Here is a 16,782-nt window from a genome sequence, read left to right as displayed (position 1 = left end):
GGTTTCTCGCGGATGCATGCCCTTGCCTCGATCCGCCACTGCGAATCTTCCGCGGGGCGGCCCGGCATACGTACGTCGCACGTCCCCCCGGCCGGCAGGCCACTCACCGTCAAGGCCACCTCCGCTGTCCAGCATCCGCACACCCAAGGCAACGCGTTGAACGCGATCGACGATTTCGAAACAGGTGTCGATCCAGCCGTGCACTGCGGCGGCTGCGATGCGATCTGCTGCCGCCTGACCGTGGTCCTCGACGCTGACGACAACCAGGTGCCTGGCCACCTGACCGCCCGCACGCACGACGGACTGCGCGTGATGGCCCGTGACGAAGAAGGCTGGTGCGTGGCGGTTGGACCCGACATGCGCTGCACCATCTACGACTCTCGCCCAGACGTATGCCGCCGCTTCGTGATGGGCGCCCCATATTGCCGCGACATCAGGCAGGTCCACCACGACCAGCTGCGCCGCGGCATTCCCTTGACCATGTACTGACACAGGAGATTCCCATGGCCCGTACCAGTTCCAAGATGACCATGTCCACCAAGAGCAAGTCCGGCAATGAAAAAGGCGGGGCGCTGACGCATGAACGCCTGCAGGCCGACATGGAGGCCTTCCGCAAGGCCGGTGGCCGCGTCGAAGTCCTCGGCAACACCCGCGTACTGAAGAAAGTGGACGGCCAGGAAAACGCGGCCTGATCCACCGCCGACCAAGGCACACAACAAAGGCCGCGCAAGCGGCCTTTGTCCTTTTTGCATCCGCTGCACGACGCGCGGTTACTCCAGCGGCGGCGGGTTTTCAGCCGTGATGATGTGGAAACGCGTCTGCGCCACGGCCGGGGCCGGACCGTCATGGTTGGCGTACAGCAGGTACTGCATGCCGTGCAGCGCCTGGGCTTCCGGATCCTGGTCGATCAGCGCAGCGATACGGCCGACACGTAGCAACGCATCGTGCTGCGGCGTCGATTCGTGGGTGATCCAGACCGGACGTTCTTCCGGGGCCAGCCGTCCCAGCGCGCGGTCCACGCCGGTGGAACCCTGCCCGTTGCCATAGATGCCCACCAGCGGCGTGCCACCGCGCAGATGGCTGCGCACGGCCGCTTCGGCCAGCTCTTCCTCGTCGCGCATGTCGACCGGGCCAACCAGCTCCAGGTGCGGGAAATCGCGTTGCATTACCTGGGAGAAGCCTTCCGAGCGCTCGCGGTAGGGCTGGAAACTGGACGACCCGGTCAGCATCAACACCCGGCCTTCACGGCGCAGGAAACGCCCCATCAGCAACGCACCGGTAGCACCGGCAGCCCGGTTGTCCACGCCCACGTAAGGCACGTTCTGGCCCAGTCCCGGCAGGTTGTTGACCATCAGCACCGCCGGCATGCCGTTGCCGACGGCCAGTTCCAGCGCACCGCGCACTTCGGGCGTATCGCCGGCGACCATGATCAGGCCGTGCCGGCGATGTCGCGGCTTGGTCATGAACTTCACCAGCGGCGCCTGGTCTTCCGATGCCCATACGCTCCGGTGCAGCACGATGCTCTTGCCCAGCATGCTGCCCACGCGCTGCAGGGCCTGCTCCATGCGCCGGGAAAATTCGTTCTCTGCCTTGGTGCGGATGATGTCGAAGTGCATCGAGCCGCGGACCGAACTGGGCAGCACCCGGCCGGTGCCGAGCCGGCGCGCGGCTTCCAGCACCTTCTTGCGGCGTGCCTCGGAGACACCGCCGCGGTCGTTGAGCACGCGGTCGACGGTGCTCGGGCTGACGCCGGCCAGTTCGGCGATCTGCTGGAAATTGGGCTTGTTGCGCGACATCGCCACAGGACCTGATTTTCATGAGGGCCACCTAGTGTGCCGTGTGAAGCACACAGCGCGCACCCCCCGGGCCTGGCAACAGCGCGCAGCTGCAATACGCATTTCGTCCTGGGTCCAGGCCCAGGGCAGCATTCCACCCGGCGCATGCTTCCTTGGCCGGCCACCCAGGCCGATGCCCAGCGCCGATACTTCGCGATCCGATTCCCGCAGGCGGATGAAGCCGCCGCGGGCTCAGGCCTTGCGCAGGAAGCAGGTTTTCAGCACCAGGCCCTTGATCTTGTCCGAGTTGCCTTCGATGTGCTCGGCATCGTCCTCGACCAGGCGAATGCCACGGATCACCGTGCCCTGCTTGAGCGGGATGGAAGACCCCTTCACTTTCAGGTCCTTGATCACCACCACCGTGTCGCCCTGGGCCAACACGTTGCCATTGCTGTCGCGCACGACCACTGAACTTTCGACGGCGGCTTCATCGGCCCACTCGAAGCCGCAGTCCGCGCAGACCATCAATGCACCGTCGGCGTAGGTGTTGGACAGGGTGCATTGCGGGCAGGCAGTGGTATCGGACATGGGATCGGAATCTGGCAGGGCATGGGATTGTAACGGCCCGTGCCGGATCGCCAAATCCATCGCCGCGGGCATTTCCGGCAACCCGGCCGTGCGCGGCGAAGGCATGCATTCACTGGTCGATACCATCAGCGAACGGCTATTCCGCGGCCTGCATCATTCGGAAAAGCGCGCGCGGCCCCGGACGACCTGCCCACCCATCGCTGAAACCTGTACGGATCAAACCTGGTTTACGCTCTGGCTCCCACATCATCAAGGAGCGATGAGATGCGCAAGACCCTGCCGTTGGCGTTGCTCGCCTGTTGTGTACTGCCGATGCAGGCGGGCTTTTCGGAGACGCCGCGTGTTCCACCCGCACCGCAATGCCTGGACGCCCGCCAGATCACCGACACCCGCCAACCGGATGCGAACACGCTTGTGATCGCCAGTGGCGCCGACCAGTTCCATCGACTGACCCTGGCCGATGCCTGCCCGGGGGTGGAAGCCGCCCGCCATTCCCAACTGCTTGCGCGCGATGGCTGGGTCTGCGGTGGACCGGACGAATACGTCCAGGCCGACCAGCAGCGCTGCCCGGTCGCAGCCGTAGCGCCAATCGACGGCAAGACCTTTGCCGCGTTGGCCCGCGAAGCCGAGCGGGTCAACGGCGTGGCCACGCTCGACGCCGTCAAGGTCACCGGGCCGCAGCGTGGCCAGGGCTTCCGCGGCTCGCCGAGCTACTGCTTCGCGCCGCGCTACCTGAGATCCTGGTCATCCGATCCCGGCGGCCTGCTGGTTGAAGTGTCGCGACGCCATCCCGGCGGCCATGGCTGGTATCGGGTCGAACTGGCCGGCAGCTGCCCGGAGCTTGCGCGCAGCCCGGAAGTGGATTTCCGCTCGCGCATGGACCTGGGGATGATCTGCGGCAATCCCGGCGATGAGGTCGTCGCAACCGCGCGACCGGAAGGCTTCGCCGACAGCGGCCTGGGCGGGCATCCATGCACCGTGACGGCGGTCTATCCGGCCGGCAGGATCAACTGAATCCCGGCAGGCCGGAAACACCCGTGCGGTTGAACCGCGCGGGGTCTTTCCCTAAGGTAGCCGCGTCATTCCGACCCTGCGTCGTGTCGCTGCCGACGTATCCCCACTTTCACTCTTACGGAGGTTTCCCATGGAAATCATGGACGGCCGCGTCGCCACCATTCATTACACCCTGACCGACGACGATGGCATCGTCATCGACAAATCCTCGCCCGAGGCGCCGCTGAGCTACCTGCACGGCGCCGGCAACATCGTGCCCGGCCTGGAAAACGCGCTCACCGGCAAGAAGGTCGGCGACACCCTGACCGCCGATGTGACGCCCGAGCTGGCCTACGGCCCGCGCCACGAACAGCTGGTCCAGCAGGTCGCGCGTAGCGCCTTCCCGGAAGGCGCCGACATCACCCCGGGCATGCAGTTCGAAGCCCATGGCGAACACGGCCCGCTGGTGGTGATGGTCACCGAAGTCGGCGACGAGCAGGTCACCATCGACGGCAACCACCCGCTGGCAGGCCGCAACCTGCACTTCGCCGTGGAAGTGGTCGAAGTGCGCGAGCCGACCGAAGACGAAGCCAACCATGGCCACGTGCACGGTCCGGGCGGCGCGCACCATTGATGGCCACCGTCGGGGCACGCCCCGACTGAGCCATCGCGGAAAAGCCGGCGCCTGCGCCGGCTTTTTCTTTGCGCGCCCGCGCGCCTGGTCCGGCGCGCGATTGGCAGCGCGGGCCAGCATGTTTCACCACCATGCGGACGCGGCAGCGTCACAATGGTGGCCATGCCCCCAACTCCCCCCGCCGCGCGATCCGGCAAAAGCCCCAGCCTGCGCGAACGCTTCGATGCGATGCGCAACCTGCCCCCGTTCCTGCGGATGGTCTGGTCGACCAGCCCGTGGCTGACCATCGGCAGCCTGGGCCTGCGCCTGGTCAAGGCCTTGCTGCCGGTCGCCACGCTGTACGTGGGCAAGCTGATCATCGACGAGGCCGTGCGCCTGGTCGGGGCCGGCGTGCATTTCGATTCGCTTGCCACGGCGCTGGCCAGTGGCCAGCTGGCGCGCCTGTTCGAACTGCTGCTGCTGGAATTCGCGCTGGCCATCGGTTCGGACCTGCTGGGCCGGCTGATCAGCTATGCCGACACGCTGCTGTCGGAGCTGTTCACCAACGCCACCAGCATCCGCCTGATGGAACATGCCGCCACGCTGGACCTGGAGGACTTCGAAGACCCGGAGGTACAGGACCGGCTGGACCGCGCGCGCCGCCAGACCATGGGCCGGATGAACCTGCTCAGCCAGCTGTTCGGCCAGGTCCAGGACACCATCACCGTGATCAGCTTCGGGATCGGCCTGCTGGCCTACGCGCCATGGCTGATCGTGCTGCTGGTCGTGGCGCTGGTACCGGCGTTCGTGGGCGAATCGCACTTCAACGCACTCGGCTATTCGCTCAACTTCCAGTGGACGCCCGAGCGCCGCCAACTGGAATACGTGCGCCAGACCGGCGCCAGCGTGGAAACGGCCAAGGAGGTGAAGATCTTCAACCTCCACCGCTTCCTGATCGACCGCTACCGCACCCTGTCGCTGAAGCTGTTCAGCGCCAACCGGGTGCTGGCCAAGCGCCGCGCGATCTGGGGTACGGCGCTGGCCGGGCTGGGATCGGCGGGCTATTACGTGGCCTATGCCTATATCGCCTGGCGCACGGTCAAGGGCGATTTCTCGATCGGCGACCTGACCTTCCTGGCCGGCAGCTTCCTGCGCCTGCGCCAGCTGCTGGAAAGCCTGCTGGTCGGGTTTTCTCAGGTCGCCGGGCAGGCGCTGTACCTGGAGGACCTGTTCTCGTTCTTCGCGATCGAGCCGGAAATCGTCTCGCCGGCCCAGCCCATTCCGTTCCCGCAGCCGATCCGCCAGGGGTTCGTGTTCGAGAACGTCGGCTTCCATTACCCCGATGCCGAACATTGGGCAGTGCGGCACCTGGATTTCGAGCTCAAGGCCGGCGAAGTGCTGGCCCTGGTCGGCGAGAACGGCGCCGGCAAGACCACCCTGGTCAAGCTGCTCGCGCGCCTGTACGACCCGGACGAAGGCCGGATCCTGCTGGACGGGCGTGACCTGCGCGACTACGACCTGGACGAACTGCGGGCCAATGTCGGGGTGATCTTCCAGGACTTCGTGCGCTATTACCTGACTGCCGGCGAGAACATCGGCGTCGGCCGGATCGAAGCCATGGACGACGCCACGCGCATCCGCGCCGCCGCGCAAAGCGCCCTGGCCGACCAGGTGATCGAAGGCCTGCCTGCGCGCTACGACCAGCTGATCGGGCGCCGTTTCAAGACCGGCGTGGACCTGTCCGGCGGCCAGTGGCAGAAGGTCGCCATCGCCCGCGCCTACATGCGCCAGGCGCAGGTGATGATCCTGGACGAACCCACCGCCGCGCTGGACGCACGCAGCGAATTCGAAGTCTTCCAGCGCTTCCGCGAGTTGTCCGAGCAACGCACCGCGGTGCTGATCTCGCATCGTTTTTCCTCGGTGCGCATGGCCGACCGCATCCTGGTGCTGCACCTGGGCCAGGTCGAGGCCGTGGGCACCCACGAAAGCCTGCTGGCCGAAGGCGGTCGCTATGCCGAACTGTTCGAGCTGCAGGCCGCCGGCTATCGCTAGAATGCGCGCCACGTGCTGCACGTCCGGGAGGAATCACATGCGCCGCTCCACCATGTTCGCCATCGTCCTGCTGACCAGCAGCATCGCCGTGTCCGCATCCGCCCAGACGCCCGCTGCAGGCGACGAAGGCTGGAATCCGGCAGATTTCTCGCAGGCCAAGGTCCAGGCCGACAAGGACGAAGCCTCGTTGCCGGACGATATCGCCAAGGCCATGCGCATCACCCAGTCCGACACGCTGGAGCAAGGCGTCAAGGTCTGCGCCACGCCGAACCCGGACACCAGCCCGTTCGTGATCGTGGCACGCCTGGATGCGCACGGCACGATCGACCGCACCTGGCGCGAAGGTGCTACGCCCCTGGCGATCTGCATGGAGAAATTCCTGCGCGGCAAGCTGCTGATGGTGCCGGTGCGCGCGCCGTTGTATGTCTCATACGAGCTCAGCTTCACGTCCTGAGCTGCGTCACAGTCACCGTTCCGTCATCAAACCCGATCACCCTACCGGCCTTTTCGACCGGGAAGGTGTGTGTCGGAACAGCGTCGGCATGGGTGGGGAAGATTATTCACGCAGCACCAGCCGGTGCTGCGCGGTTTCTTCGTGCGTCGAGGCGCGCGTGAAGACGCCGACGACCTAGTCCAGGAAACCTACCTGCGCCTGCTGCGCGCAGACCAGCGCCGTGATGCGGACATCGCCAATCCCGAGGCCTACCTCTACACGGTCGCACTGAACATCGCGCGGGAACAAGCGGTCAGGCGCAAGCGCAATCCGATATCCATCGCCGAGACCGAGGAAGTCCACACGCTGCTGGACGGCCGCGAAGCGGTTGACCTGGCCGCAGAACGTGCACAGCGCGAGGAACGCATGTTCGGTGTACTGGCGCGCCTGCCGGAAAACACCAGAACCGTATTGGTCCTGCAATACCGGGAAGGATTGAGTTACCAGCAGATCGCAGAGCGGATGCAGATCTCAACGCACATGGTGAAGAAGCACGTGGTCCGTGGCTTGTCTGCCTGCCGCAGTGCGTTGGCCGATCACGCCGGATGGCCATGACCAGACGCGAGCGAGCGCCGACGACGACGGCCACGCGCGAGGCAGCGCACTGGCACGCACTACAGCGTGAAAGTGCGCTCTCTGCCGACCAGCGCGCACGGTTCATGGCTTGGCTGACCGCCTCGCCTGTACACCTGCGCGAGTACCTGGCGATCGGCCGCACGGCATCGGCACTCGATGAACTACTCCAGTCGCAGGCACTGGACGTCGAAGCCTTGCTCCGCGCGCCACCACGGGACAACGTCGTCGCCTTGCCCGTTCAGCGCTCCCCAGGCCCGTCAGGGGCGAAGGCGCAGCGCGCATCCGCAAAACGACCACCACGCAAGCGATTGCTGGCGCTGGCGGCCTGCCTCGCCATCATGGCAATCGTTGCGTCACGCCCCCAAGGCACCGAGTTCCGTACAGCACGCGGCCAGCCGGCCCGCTTCACGCTGAGCGATGGGACGGTCATGCACCTCAACGGCGCCAGTGCGGCACGCGTGCGGATGGGCTGGTTCCGGCGCGACATCGTTCTGCACAGCGGGCAGGCCAGTTTCGTGGTGGCCACTGACCGCAGGCCATTGCAGGTTCGCGCGGCCGGGCTCTCCGTGCGCGATATCGGCACGACCTTCGATGTCGATCTGCTGCAGGGCCATGCCCGGATCGGGGTCGAACATGGGCAGGTCCAAATCGCGTCTGGCACGCAAGTGTTGGCCGATCTACGTGCAGGCCAAAGCGTGCGCGTGGATTACGGCACGTATCGCGTGACGCACAACGAGCAGGATCCCCAGGCCTCGATCGCATGGTGGCAGGGGCGGATCGTCTTTCGTGACCAGGCGCTCTCGGAGGTTGCCGAACGCTTCAATCGCATCAACACACTGCAGGTCCGGATCGACGATGTCTGGACCGCCGCCCTGCCGCTCACCGGAAACCTGCGCGGCGTCGACCTTGCCTCGCTCCGTGCGTTTCTCCAGCAACACCGCGAGCTGTCCGTGTGCACCGCCAACGGCGAGCTGCACGTGGGGCGCAAGCCGGATGCACATTGCGAGCAGCACGCGCCCACGGTCGAGTCCGGCGATGTAAGAAAAAATTCACGGAAATAGGGGTGCCCGAGTTTCGCGCAGGAACGTCGTAGTGAAGACAGGCATGCGCTGCATGCCACTTCCTCGCCCCTTGCCGGACTACACGATGCGCCGCATATTGTTTCTCTCCATCGCCCTCGCCCTGCACGCAGGTCAAGCGTCGGCCCAGCCCTCCGACACGGCCGAAGCCGCCATCCCGGCACAGCCCCTGGATCACGCATTGAACGTGCTGGCCAAGCAGAGCGGCCTGCAGTTCATCTACAACGCCAAGACGGCGTCCGGCCTCAATAGCCCCGGAGCCACCGGCGGTCTTTCGCCTGAGCGTGCGTTGCAGCAGCTGCTGGCCAGAACAGGACTGCGCTATCGCTACATCACCCATGACACCGTCACACTTGAAGCCGACACGCCCGAGGTCAATCCGGATTCCACGGACACGAGCAAGGTTTCCACTGCGTCCGCCGCAGGCGACAGCGCGCGCGTGGAGCCCGTGCAGCTAGACGAGGTCAAGGTCACCGGCAGCTTTGCGGGCGCGCTGGGTGAGCAAGCGCGGTTGAAGCGGTACGCGGACAGCGTCGTCGACGCCATCGCGGCAGAGGACATCGGCAAGCTGCCGGCGCAGAACGTCGCCGAGGCCCTCCAGCGCGTTCCAGGCGTGGCGATCGAACGCGACCGTGGCGAAGGTGTCTACGTCCGCGTGCGTGGCCTGGGCGCCAACTTCCAGGTCACCACGCTCGATGGGCAAAGCATGGCGGTCAACGAGAACGTGAGGACCTCCGGACAGACCGGGCGCCAGTTCCGTTACGACACGCTTCCTGCCGAACTGGTCTCCCGGCTCGAGGTCATCAAGAGCCCGACTGCGGATCGGGATGAGGGTGCCATCGGCGGCATCGTGGATATCCACACGTTCAAGCCGCTGGAGCTTGGCAAGACGCTGTTCACCGGCTCGATCGAGAACAGCCATCCGCAGTTGGCCGATGCCAACGACCCGCGCATGTCCGGCCTGTTCAACTGGGTCAACCATGACGGTACTTTCGGCATGCTGGTGTCGGCGGCCTATTCACAGCGGCACCTACGCCAGGATCGTGTCAACGAAGTGAGCTACGACTATGTCGAGGACACCAGTACGACGGGCGGCGCCCACTACATCCCCACCGGGATCCGTCCCACCCTGGAACTGGAAAACCGCACGCGTGCGGGTGCCACTGCATCGTTCCAATGGCGTCCTAGTGATCGGCTCGACCTGGGCCTGGACCTGTTCTATACGCGCCAGACCGTGCATTACGACGAGTACAGCCTGGGCATGGGCTGGGACCTGGAGAACATGAGCAACATCGTGGTCTCCAACGGGGGGATCACCGGCTTCGACTACGACGACGCACAGGTGCAGCTATCGCGGGAGACCTCGGGCATCACCGACGAGAACAGGTCGGCGCATTTCACCGGGCGCTGGAACGGCGATCTGTGGACGCTGGATGGCAGCCTGTTCCACTCCACAGCCCACAGCTGGGACTCCGATCCGATCCGGCGTACCCGGTTGCGGACCAGCGCATCGGTCGACATGAGCGTGTCCCTGCCGAGCGCATCGGGCAGCAACGTCCCCAGCGTGACCTTTGCCGATTACGACCCGGATTCGACCGGGGACACACCAGGTCGCCGGCTGGAGTGGCGCAGCATCGACGCGATGGACAAGGAATCTGCCATCCAGCTGGACGCGCAACGAGAACTGGGCGATGGCTTCTTCCGGAACTTCAAGGCCGGTGTGAAATATCGCGACCGCTCGCGTGATTACCAGCGCCGCGACCTGCAGCTGACCAGCGGCATTTCAGGGGTGTATTTCGATGCCAGTGATTTCACTGCCTTGCCGGTGGACGACTTCCTCTCCGGCACCCGCGGCAGCCTGCCGACGTCCTGGCTGGCGCCGGTCGAATCCGCGTTCTGGGGCGACTGGCCGACCATCGCTGACCTGGCCGACTCGCCCACCGCCGCGGACCTGCAGAACTCTTACACGGTCAAAGAGCGGATTGCCTCCGGTTATCTGATGGCCGAGTTCGAGGGCGCGCTGGCATCACGTGCACTGCGCGGCAATGCCGGCGTGCGCCTGGTGCAGACGCACCAGACCACCGACGGGTATGCCGATGTGGATGGTGATGCATCCCCGGTCCACTACCAGCGCAGCTACATCAACGTGCTGCCGTCCTTGAACGCGGCCTGGGAGTTGCGCGATGACATGCTGCTGCGCGGCGCCGTGGCCAAGGTCATGACACGCCCCGACCTGACCGACCTGTCGTCCAAACTCACTTTCAATTCCGGTGGCAGCGTCCTCGAGGCCAGTGGTGGCAATCCCAACCTCAAGCCCTACCAGGCCTGGCAGTACGACCTGAGCTGGGAGTGGTATTACGGGTCGACCTCGGCCCTGACCGCCGGGGTGTTCTACAAGGACATCTCCAGCTTCATCCAGACCCAGTATTCGTATCTCGACTATCAGGGACTGACCTACCTGCTGAATTCCAAGACCAATGGCAGCAAGGCGTCGGTCAAGGGTGCCGAACTGGCCTGGCAGCAGGTCTTCACCGGGCTTCCGGCCCCGCTGGATGGACTGGGCATACAGCTCAACTACACCTGGACCGACAGCCAGGCGCGCTATAGCGACAGTGACGGCAGCACGTTTGAAGACGCACTGGAGGGCGTGGCGAAGAACAGCTACAACGCGACACTGTTCTATGAAAAAGGGCCATTGCAGGCACGGGTGAGCTACAGCTGGCTGGACGACGTCCTCAACGCCGTCGGCACGGCAGACGTGGCAACCCTCAACGACGACGCCTTCGGCAGCCTCGATGCGAGCGTGTCGTGGCGGGTCAACGACCATCTGACGGCCTATGCCAGTGGCATCAACCTGACCAATGCCGTGCAACGGCAGTACGTGGGTGATCACCTCTTCGGCGGCTATACCGACTACGGCCGCACGGTCTCGTTCGGACTGCGCGTACGTTTCTGAGCACCGCGCACGGAACGCAACCCGCCGTTCCTGTCGCATGCGGTTCCGATGGCCTGCCAGACATCCTGGAGGGCCATCGCCTCTTCAACACCGGGATTTTCATGCTGCTACGTTCGATGCTGTTCGCGCTAGCCCTGCTGGCACCGCTTGCCTGCCATGCACAGGACACCCTTGAGAAGGTGGTGATTCTCACCCGGCATGGCGTGCGCGCGCCGATGTCCAGTCCGGAGCAACTGGGCGATTTTTCCATCCGGCCCTGGCCGCGCTTCGACGTGCCCGCCGGTGACCTGACCGCCAATGGCGCCGTACTTGAACAGCGCCTGGGACAGTACAACCGGGAACGCTACATCCACGATCGGCTGCTGCAGGGGGACACCACCGACTGTGCCCGCGTGTATCTGCACGCCAACCGTACCCAGCGCACGCTGGCGACGGCGCAGGCGCTGGCCAGCACGCTGCTGCCGGACTGCAAGGCGACAGTCCACCAGGCGCCAGAAAACACCGAAGATCCGCTCTTCGAGGGGCCGGCCGCGTTCCACACTCCCGACGCCGCACGGAAGATGGCGGCTGCCATTTCCGGCCGCATCGGCGGTGACCCAGTGGCGTGGAATGCCGCCCAGGCCGACGCGATCGACGGCATGCAACGCCTCCTGCTCCAATGCGGTGCTGGCACGTGCCCGCAACACCCGATCGCCGGCAAGCAACGCCTCGATGCCGTTCCGATCGGCCTGCCCTCCTCGGCGCGTGGCATCCCCGGCATCGAAGGCCCTGTCGCCAAGGCCTCGGGGATCAGCGAAAGCCTGCTGATGGCCTGGGCTGATGGCCGTGACTTCGACGCACTGGGTTGGAGCGGGCTGGATGATGCTTCGCTATTGCGTGCGTTCGCGCCCCATCAGGCCGAGTTTGCGTTGCGCCTGCGCGCGCCGGACGTCGCACGGATGGCCAGCTCACACCTGGCCGCGCGACTGCTTGCAACCTTGGCGCAGGGCAGTGGCGTCCACACGCCCTACCAGTCCATCGGGGGGCAGGCCCCCATGGTCATCCTGTCCGGACACGACGGCACCCTGACGATGCTGGCAGGGCTGTTCGACCTGCATTGGCAACTGCCCGGCTACCAGCCTGACCAGACGCCTCCGGGCGGCGCCCTGGTCTTCGAGCGCTGGCGTCAGCCCGATGGGCACCGGGTGATCCGCGCGCGCTACACCGCCCAGACACTGGATCAGTTACGCCGGCGTTCGCCGCTGACGCTGGATGCACCTCCACCGTCCTCACCGCTCTATATCCCGGGGTGCCCCAGTCATGGCAGCTCACACGATTGCCCCATGGCCGATTTCGCGCGATTGGCCCAAGCGCGGATCGATCCTGCATTCGTCGTCGAGACCGACTGATACGAGTGCGAATGCCTTCAGCGCTGGGTCGCGCGCGGGAGCAGTCCACAATCGCGACCCTTCAGAGACTGGAGTCAGGCTTAGCGCAGTTCGAACGCGTCCGCATCCAGCATCGCCGGGAAATGCGCGCGGTGCGCACGCAGCGCCTCGGCCGACACCGCCGCGTAGGTGACGCCTTCGGACGCATGGGCTTCGGCCAACGGCTGGCCCAGTGCATCCAGCACCACACTGTCACCGGAATAATCGTGGCCGTTGCCATCGGTGCCGACCCGGTTGACCGCCGCGACCACGCACAGGTTTTCGATGGCACGCGCACGCAGCAGGGTCTTCCACGCATAGGCACGCGGCGACGGCCAGTTGGCGACGAACAACTGCAGGTCGAAATCCAGTTGACCCGGACGTTCGACATCAAAGCGGTTGCGGCAGAACACCGGGAAACGCAGGTCGTAGCAGACCTGCGGATTGATCCGCCAGCCCTTCCATTCCACGCTCAGCCGCTCGCGGCCAGGCGTGTAACGCTTGTGTTCGTTTGCATAGCGGAACAGGTGGCGCTTGTCGTAATACGCCAGTTGCCCATCGGGCGTGGCCCACAGCAGGCGGTTGAATACCCCTTCGTCAGTGCGCAGCTGCACGCTGCCAGTCACCGCGGCATCCAGCGCAACAGCCTGTTCGCGGATCCAGGCCACGGTCAGGCCGTCCATGCCTTCGGCCTTGTCGATAGCATCGTTGGAGAAGCCGCTGGTGAAGGTCTCCGGCAGGATCACCAGATCGGTGTTACCCGCGGCCGGCGCGATCAGGTCACCGTAATAGCTGCGGTTGCCAGCCGGGTCATGCCAGCGGGTCGCGCCCTGGACCAGGGCGATGCGCAAATCCTGCGTCGGTGCGTCGCTCACAGCTTCACCAGTCGCTCAATCGCCGCATCCAGCGTGGCGGCGTTCTTGGCGAAACACAGCCGCGCCAGGCGTTGGCCGGCCGGTGGGGTTTCGTAGAACGGCGACAGCGGGATCGCGGTCACGCCGTGTTCGACCGTCAGCCACTTCACGAACTCGATGTCCGGCAGGTCGCTGATCGCCGAATAGTCGACCAGTTGGAAATAGCCGCCCGGCACCGGCAAGGGCTTGAGCTTGGTCGTCAGCAGCTGCTCGCCGAACCGGTCGCGCTTGGCCTGGTAGAACGCGCCCAGCTCCTCGTCGTGCTCCGGTTCGGCCTCCAGCATCGCGGCGAAGGCGTATTGGGCCGGGGCGAAACTGGTGAAGGTGTTGTACTGGTGCACCTTGCGAAATTCGGCGGTCAGTGCCGGTGGCGCGATCGCGTAGCCGATCTTCCAGCCGGTGCAGTGATAGGTCTTGCCGAAGCTGGAAATCACGAACGCGCGCGCGGCCAGTTCCGGCCAGCGCAGCACCGACTCGTGGGTGCGCCCGTCGAACACGATGTGTTCGTAGACCTCGTCGGAGATCAGGAAGATGTCGGTGCCGGCCAGGATCGCAGTCAGCGCTTCCAGATCCGCCTTGCCGAACATCGCCCCGGACGGGTTGTGCGGGCTGTTGACCATGATCAGCCGGGTCTTCGGCGTGATCGCCGCGCGGACCTTGTCCCAATCCACCGCGAAGGTCTGCGGGTCCAGCGCCACGTGCACGGCACGGGCGCCGGCCAGGTCGATCGCCGGTTCGTAGCTGTCATAGGCCGGGTCCAGCACGATGACCTCTTCGCCCGGACGCACCACCGCGTGGATGGCGTTGAACAGCGCCTCGGTGGCGCCGCTGGTCACGGTGATCTCGGTGTCCGGATTCACGTGGGCGCCGTAGCAGCGCAGCACCTTGCCGGCGATGGCCTGGCGCAGCGGCGCCACGCCGGTCATCGGCGGGTACTGGTTATGGCCGGCGCGCATGGCCTTGTCCAGCTCGTCCACCAGGCGCGGGGGCACCGGGAAGTCCGGAAAGCCCTGGCCCAGGTTGACCGCGCCGTGTTCGGCGGCCAGCTGCGACATCACGGTGAAGATGGTGGTGCCCACGCGGGGCAACTTGGTATGCGGCTGCATCGGGGCGGCATCCGGCCTGTTCATGTGGGGCCGGCAAGTGTACGCAATGGGCCGCATGGGGCGGTTAATGCGCCGCACGTCGGGTGACGCGCCTTGGTGACCTCAGGGCGATGGCGGGCGCGGGCCGACATCGCCATGATCGGCCATATGAAAGGGGAAACCGAACCGAGGGAACTGCCAGTCGGCCAGTTGGCACGGCTGTACGCGGCCGCACATTACTTCGTGCTGGTGGGCCGGCAGGAATGGCTGTTCCAGGTCGGCCAGCGCGCCCAGGATGTCGAGCGCCAGCTGGGAGCGGCGCGCTATCAGTTCGTCACCGCCTGGAACCCGCATTCCCGCCCCGCCGGCGAAAGCCGCAACCTGGAAGCCGGCGATGCACTGGAATCGCGCTTGCTGGCATTGGGCTGCACGTTCCATCGCGCCCTGGGCTGCAACGCGCAGGGCGGCGCGATCGAACACGGCTGGCTGGTGCTGGACACCAAAGCCGCGCAGGCCGATGCACTGGCCCGCGAATTCGGCCAGGCCGGCACGCTGTACTGGCAGGCCGGTGAACCGGTGCGGCTGCGCATGCAGCACGCCCAGCCACAGGATTGCTGCGACAACCCCTTCATCGACTGGATCGCCTGAACCTGCCGGCAGACCGCGACGGGTGATGCCGTCCTACAATGTGCGCGATGACGTCCGACACCCCGCGCCCGCCCCTGCTGTCCGTCCAGGCACTGGCTTTCAGCCGCAACGAAGAACCCGTGTTCGGTCCGCTCGATTTCCACGTCGATGCCGGTGAGGCGCTGCTGGTCCAGGGCGGCAACGGCGCGGGCAAGACCACCCTGCTGCGCGTCCTGGCGGGCCTGCTGCGCGCCGATGACGGGACGATCCTGCTGGACGGCGTGCCTGCAGCCACTGCCGGCCGCGCCCGCGCAATGGCCTACCTGGGGCACCTGCCCGCATTGAAGGGCGACCTGGGTGCGCTGGAGAACCTGGACTTCCTGTGCGGCCTGCATGGTCGCCGGCCCAACCAGCAGCCGGTCGATGCGATGGCGTTGACCGGCCTGGCCGGTTATGAGGACACGCCGGCCCGCCAGCTTTCGGCCGGCCAGAAGAAGCGCCTGTCGCTGGCCCGCCTGTGGCTGGCGCCGGCGCCGCTGTGGCTGCTGGACGAGCCCTACGCCAACCTGGACCTGGACGGCATCACCCTGGTCAACCGCATGGTCGCCGCGCACCTGCGCAGCGGCGGCGCGGCGCTGGTGACCACCCATGGCGCGTACGCGGCGCCGCCGGTGCGGACCCGGATGCTGGACCTGGGGGAGCCGTCGTGCCCGGCCGATGCCCTATCGGCATCGGCCGCGATGGCGAACGCCCAGCCAGGGATGGCCGGGCCGGGACATCAAGAGGCGGGGCAGTAACGCCATGGATGGCAGCGTGAGTCTTCCCAGCGTGGCCGCGGCCCTGTTGAAGCGCGACCTGCGCCTGATGTGGCGCCGTCGCGGCGATGCGCTGCAGCCGGCGCTGTTCGCCCTGCTGGTGGTGGTGCTGTGCGCGCTGTCGCTGGGCGGTGCGCCCGAACTGCTTTCGAAAGTGGCCGCCGGCGTGCTGTGGCTGGCGGTGCTGCTGGCCGGACTGCTGGCGCTGGATACGCTGTTCCGCGGCGATGCCGAGGATGGTTCGCTCGAGCAATGGATCCTGGCGCCGGTGCCGCTGGCCTGGCTGGTCGCCGTACGCGTGTTCAGCCATTGGCTGACCACGGCCCTGCCGCTGGTGGTGGTGACCCCGCTGTTGGGCGAACTGCTGCATCTGCCGCATGCGCAGCTGCCGGTGCTGATGGCTTCACTGCTGCTGGGCACGCCGCTGCTGAGCCTGCTGGGCGCGGTTGTGGCCGCGCTGACCGTGGGCATGCGGCGCTCGGGGATCCTGCTGTCGCTGCTGGCCCTGCCGCTGTATGTGCCGGTATTGGTGTTCGGCGCCGGCAGTGTCGCGGCCAGCGCGCAGGGGCTCGATGCGGTCGGTGCGCTGCTGCTGCTGGGCGCGGGCCTGGTGATCGCCCTGGTGCTGGCGCCGCTGGCGGCCGCGGCGGCGATCCGCATCGCCCTGAACTGAGCACGGCTTAGACATTGGGCTTAGACATTGGTCTGAGTCGATCCTGCCAACGCCCGGTCCCATCGGCCTTTGCCTGTCCGAGCGGCGCCAATACACGCCACTACTACCCGCATCCACGCCGGTACTGCCTAGAATCC

At 66.2% G+C, this 16,782-nt stretch carries 17 protein-coding genes; 13 read left to right on the top strand and 4 right to left on the bottom strand.

Annotated elements, in window-relative coordinates:
- Positions 1 to 156 precede the first annotated feature (156 nt).
- Together O8I58_RS01115 and O8I58_RS01110 are read left to right on the top strand one after the other, a co-directional pair.
- Positions 157 to 489, top strand: a complete 333-nt coding sequence (locus tag O8I58_RS01115; RefSeq protein ID WP_298319958.1) for a YkgJ family cysteine cluster protein — start codon at positions 157 to 159, stop codon at positions 487 to 489.
- 14 nt (positions 490 to 503) lie between these two features.
- Positions 504 to 692, top strand: coding sequence for a hypothetical protein (locus tag O8I58_RS01110; RefSeq protein WP_298323238.1), 189 nt, complete (start codon positions 504 to 506; stop codon positions 690 to 692).
- Between the two features lie 78 nt (positions 693 to 770).
- On the opposite strand, the gene O8I58_RS01105 is transcribed toward O8I58_RS01110, so the two are convergent.
- Both O8I58_RS01105 and O8I58_RS01100 read right to left on the bottom strand, forming a co-directional pair.
- The gene (locus tag O8I58_RS01105; RefSeq protein WP_298319956.1) at positions 771 to 1,796 is read right to left on the bottom strand and encodes a LacI family DNA-binding transcriptional regulator; all 1,026 of its coding nucleotides are present in this window, start codon (positions 1,794 to 1,796) and stop codon (positions 771 to 773) included.
- 231 nt (positions 1,797 to 2,027) lie between these two features.
- Complete coding sequence (locus tag O8I58_RS01100) at positions 2,028 to 2,363, bottom strand: zinc ribbon domain-containing protein YjdM (RefSeq protein WP_298319954.1); 336 nt, start codon at positions 2,361 to 2,363, stop codon at positions 2,028 to 2,030.
- Positions 2,364 to 2,627: 264 nt separating this feature from the next.
- Between O8I58_RS01100 and O8I58_RS01095 the strand changes: the two genes are divergently transcribed.
- From O8I58_RS01095 to O8I58_RS01060, 8 genes are all read left to right on the top strand, one after another.
- Positions 2,628 to 3,377, top strand: a complete 750-nt coding sequence (locus tag O8I58_RS01095; RefSeq protein WP_298323235.1) for a DUF6491 family protein — start codon at positions 2,628 to 2,630, stop codon at positions 3,375 to 3,377.
- Between the two features lie 130 nt (positions 3,378 to 3,507).
- A complete protein-coding gene (locus O8I58_RS01090; protein ID WP_298319953.1) occupies positions 3,508 to 3,990 on the top strand; it encodes an FKBP-type peptidyl-prolyl cis-trans isomerase in 483 nt (160 codons plus the stop codon).
- 162 nt (positions 3,991 to 4,152) lie between these two features.
- Positions 4,153 to 6,021 (top strand): ABC transporter ATP-binding protein, encoded by a 1,869-nt coding sequence (locus O8I58_RS01085; protein ID WP_298319952.1) that lies wholly within the window; start codon positions 4,153 to 4,155, stop codon positions 6,019 to 6,021.
- Between the two features lie 37 nt (positions 6,022 to 6,058).
- The gene (locus O8I58_RS01080; protein WP_298319951.1) at positions 6,059 to 6,475 is read left to right on the top strand and encodes a hypothetical protein; all 417 of its coding nucleotides are present in this window, start codon (positions 6,059 to 6,061) and stop codon (positions 6,473 to 6,475) included.
- Positions 6,476 to 6,544: 69 nt separating this feature from the next.
- Positions 6,545 to 7,069: an RNA polymerase sigma factor gene (locus tag O8I58_RS01075; protein WP_298319950.1), complete on the top strand. Its 525-nt coding sequence runs from the start codon at positions 6,545 to 6,547 to the stop codon at positions 7,067 to 7,069.
- Entirely contained in the window at positions 7,066 to 8,151 is a 1,086-nt protein-coding gene (locus tag O8I58_RS01070) for a FecR family protein (RefSeq protein WP_298319949.1), read from the top strand. Before O8I58_RS01075 ends, O8I58_RS01070 begins: the two co-directional genes overlap by 4 nt.
- Before the next feature lie 85 nt (positions 8,152 to 8,236).
- Positions 8,237 to 11,125 (top strand): TonB-dependent receptor, encoded by a 2,889-nt coding sequence (locus O8I58_RS01065; RefSeq protein ID WP_298319947.1) that lies wholly within the window; start codon positions 8,237 to 8,239, stop codon positions 11,123 to 11,125.
- A gap of 101 nt (positions 11,126 to 11,226) precedes the next feature.
- Positions 11,227 to 12,513 carry a histidine-type phosphatase gene (locus O8I58_RS01060; RefSeq protein ID WP_298319945.1) on the top strand — a complete coding sequence of 429 codons (1,287 nt, stop codon included), beginning with the start codon at positions 11,227 to 11,229 and terminating at the stop codon, positions 12,511 to 12,513.
- A gap of 80 nt (positions 12,514 to 12,593) precedes the next feature.
- Here O8I58_RS01060 and O8I58_RS01055 read toward each other — a convergent pair whose 3' ends face one another.
- A complete protein-coding gene (locus tag O8I58_RS01055) occupies positions 12,594 to 13,406 on the bottom strand; it encodes an amidohydrolase (RefSeq protein WP_298319944.1) in 813 nt (270 codons plus the stop codon).
- Positions 13,403 to 14,551: a pyridoxal phosphate-dependent aminotransferase gene (locus tag O8I58_RS01050; RefSeq protein WP_298319943.1), complete on the bottom strand. Its 1,149-nt coding sequence runs from the start codon at positions 14,549 to 14,551 to the stop codon at positions 13,403 to 13,405. The genes O8I58_RS01055 and O8I58_RS01050 overlap by 4 nt, the downstream gene beginning before the upstream one ends.
- 147 nt (positions 14,552 to 14,698) lie before the next feature.
- On the opposite strand from O8I58_RS01050, the gene O8I58_RS01045 reads away from it, so the two are divergent.
- The 3 genes from O8I58_RS01045 to ccmB are packed head-to-tail and all read left to right on the top strand — an operon-like array spanning position 14,699 to position 16,645.
- Positions 14,699 to 15,178 (top strand): DUF3293 domain-containing protein, encoded by a 480-nt coding sequence (locus O8I58_RS01045; RefSeq protein WP_298319942.1) that lies wholly within the window; start codon positions 14,699 to 14,701, stop codon positions 15,176 to 15,178.
- Positions 15,179 to 15,225: 47 nt separating this feature from the next.
- Entirely contained in the window at positions 15,226 to 15,954 is a 729-nt protein-coding gene (ccmA, locus tag O8I58_RS01040) for a heme ABC exporter ATP-binding protein CcmA (RefSeq protein WP_298319940.1), read from the top strand.
- 4 nt (positions 15,955 to 15,958) lie between these two features.
- Positions 15,959 to 16,645 (top strand): heme exporter protein CcmB, encoded by a 687-nt coding sequence (gene ccmB, locus O8I58_RS01035; protein WP_298319939.1) that lies wholly within the window; start codon positions 15,959 to 15,961, stop codon positions 16,643 to 16,645.
- Positions 16,646 to 16,782: the final 137 nt, after the last annotated feature.

The sequence above is a fragment of the Pseudoxanthomonas sp. genome, from assembly GCF_027498035.1.
Classification (GTDB): domain Bacteria; phylum Pseudomonadota; class Gammaproteobacteria; order Xanthomonadales; family Xanthomonadaceae; genus Pseudoxanthomonas_A.
This window is presented reverse-complemented; position numbering and strand designations above follow the sequence as displayed.

Coding starts and splice junctions, on each gene's coding strand:
- O8I58_RS01065 (WP_298319947.1), top strand. CDS start 8,237: ATGCGCCGCATATTGTTTCTCTCCATCGCCCTCGCCCTGCACGCAGGT.
- O8I58_RS01100 (WP_298319954.1), bottom strand. CDS start 2,363: ATGTCCGATACCACTGCCTGCCCGCAATGCACCCTGTCCAACACCTAC.
- O8I58_RS01105 (WP_298319956.1), bottom strand. CDS start 1,796: ATGTCGCGCAACAAGCCCAATTTCCAGCAGATCGCCGAACTGGCCGGC.
- ccmB (WP_298319939.1), top strand. CDS start 15,959: ATGGATGGCAGCGTGAGTCTTCCCAGCGTGGCCGCGGCCCTGTTGAAG.
- ccmA (WP_298319940.1), top strand. CDS start 15,226: ATGACGTCCGACACCCCGCGCCCGCCCCTGCTGTCCGTCCAGGCACTG.
- O8I58_RS01085 (WP_298319952.1), top strand. CDS start 4,153: ATGCCCCCAACTCCCCCCGCCGCGCGATCCGGCAAAAGCCCCAGCCTG.
- O8I58_RS01110 (WP_298323238.1), top strand. CDS start 504: ATGGCCCGTACCAGTTCCAAGATGACCATGTCCACCAAGAGCAAGTCC.
- O8I58_RS01045 (WP_298319942.1), top strand. CDS start 14,699: ATGAAAGGGGAAACCGAACCGAGGGAACTGCCAGTCGGCCAGTTGGCA.
- O8I58_RS01080 (WP_298319951.1), top strand. CDS start 6,059: ATGCGCCGCTCCACCATGTTCGCCATCGTCCTGCTGACCAGCAGCATC.
- O8I58_RS01050 (WP_298319943.1), bottom strand. CDS start 14,551: ATGCAGCCGCATACCAAGTTGCCCCGCGTGGGCACCACCATCTTCACC.
- O8I58_RS01090 (WP_298319953.1), top strand. CDS start 3,508: ATGGAAATCATGGACGGCCGCGTCGCCACCATTCATTACACCCTGACC.
- O8I58_RS01070 (WP_298319949.1), top strand. CDS start 7,066: ATGACCAGACGCGAGCGAGCGCCGACGACGACGGCCACGCGCGAGGCA.
- O8I58_RS01095 (WP_298323235.1), top strand. CDS start 2,628: ATGCGCAAGACCCTGCCGTTGGCGTTGCTCGCCTGTTGTGTACTGCCG.
- O8I58_RS01060 (WP_298319945.1), top strand. CDS start 11,227: ATGCTGCTACGTTCGATGCTGTTCGCGCTAGCCCTGCTGGCACCGCTT.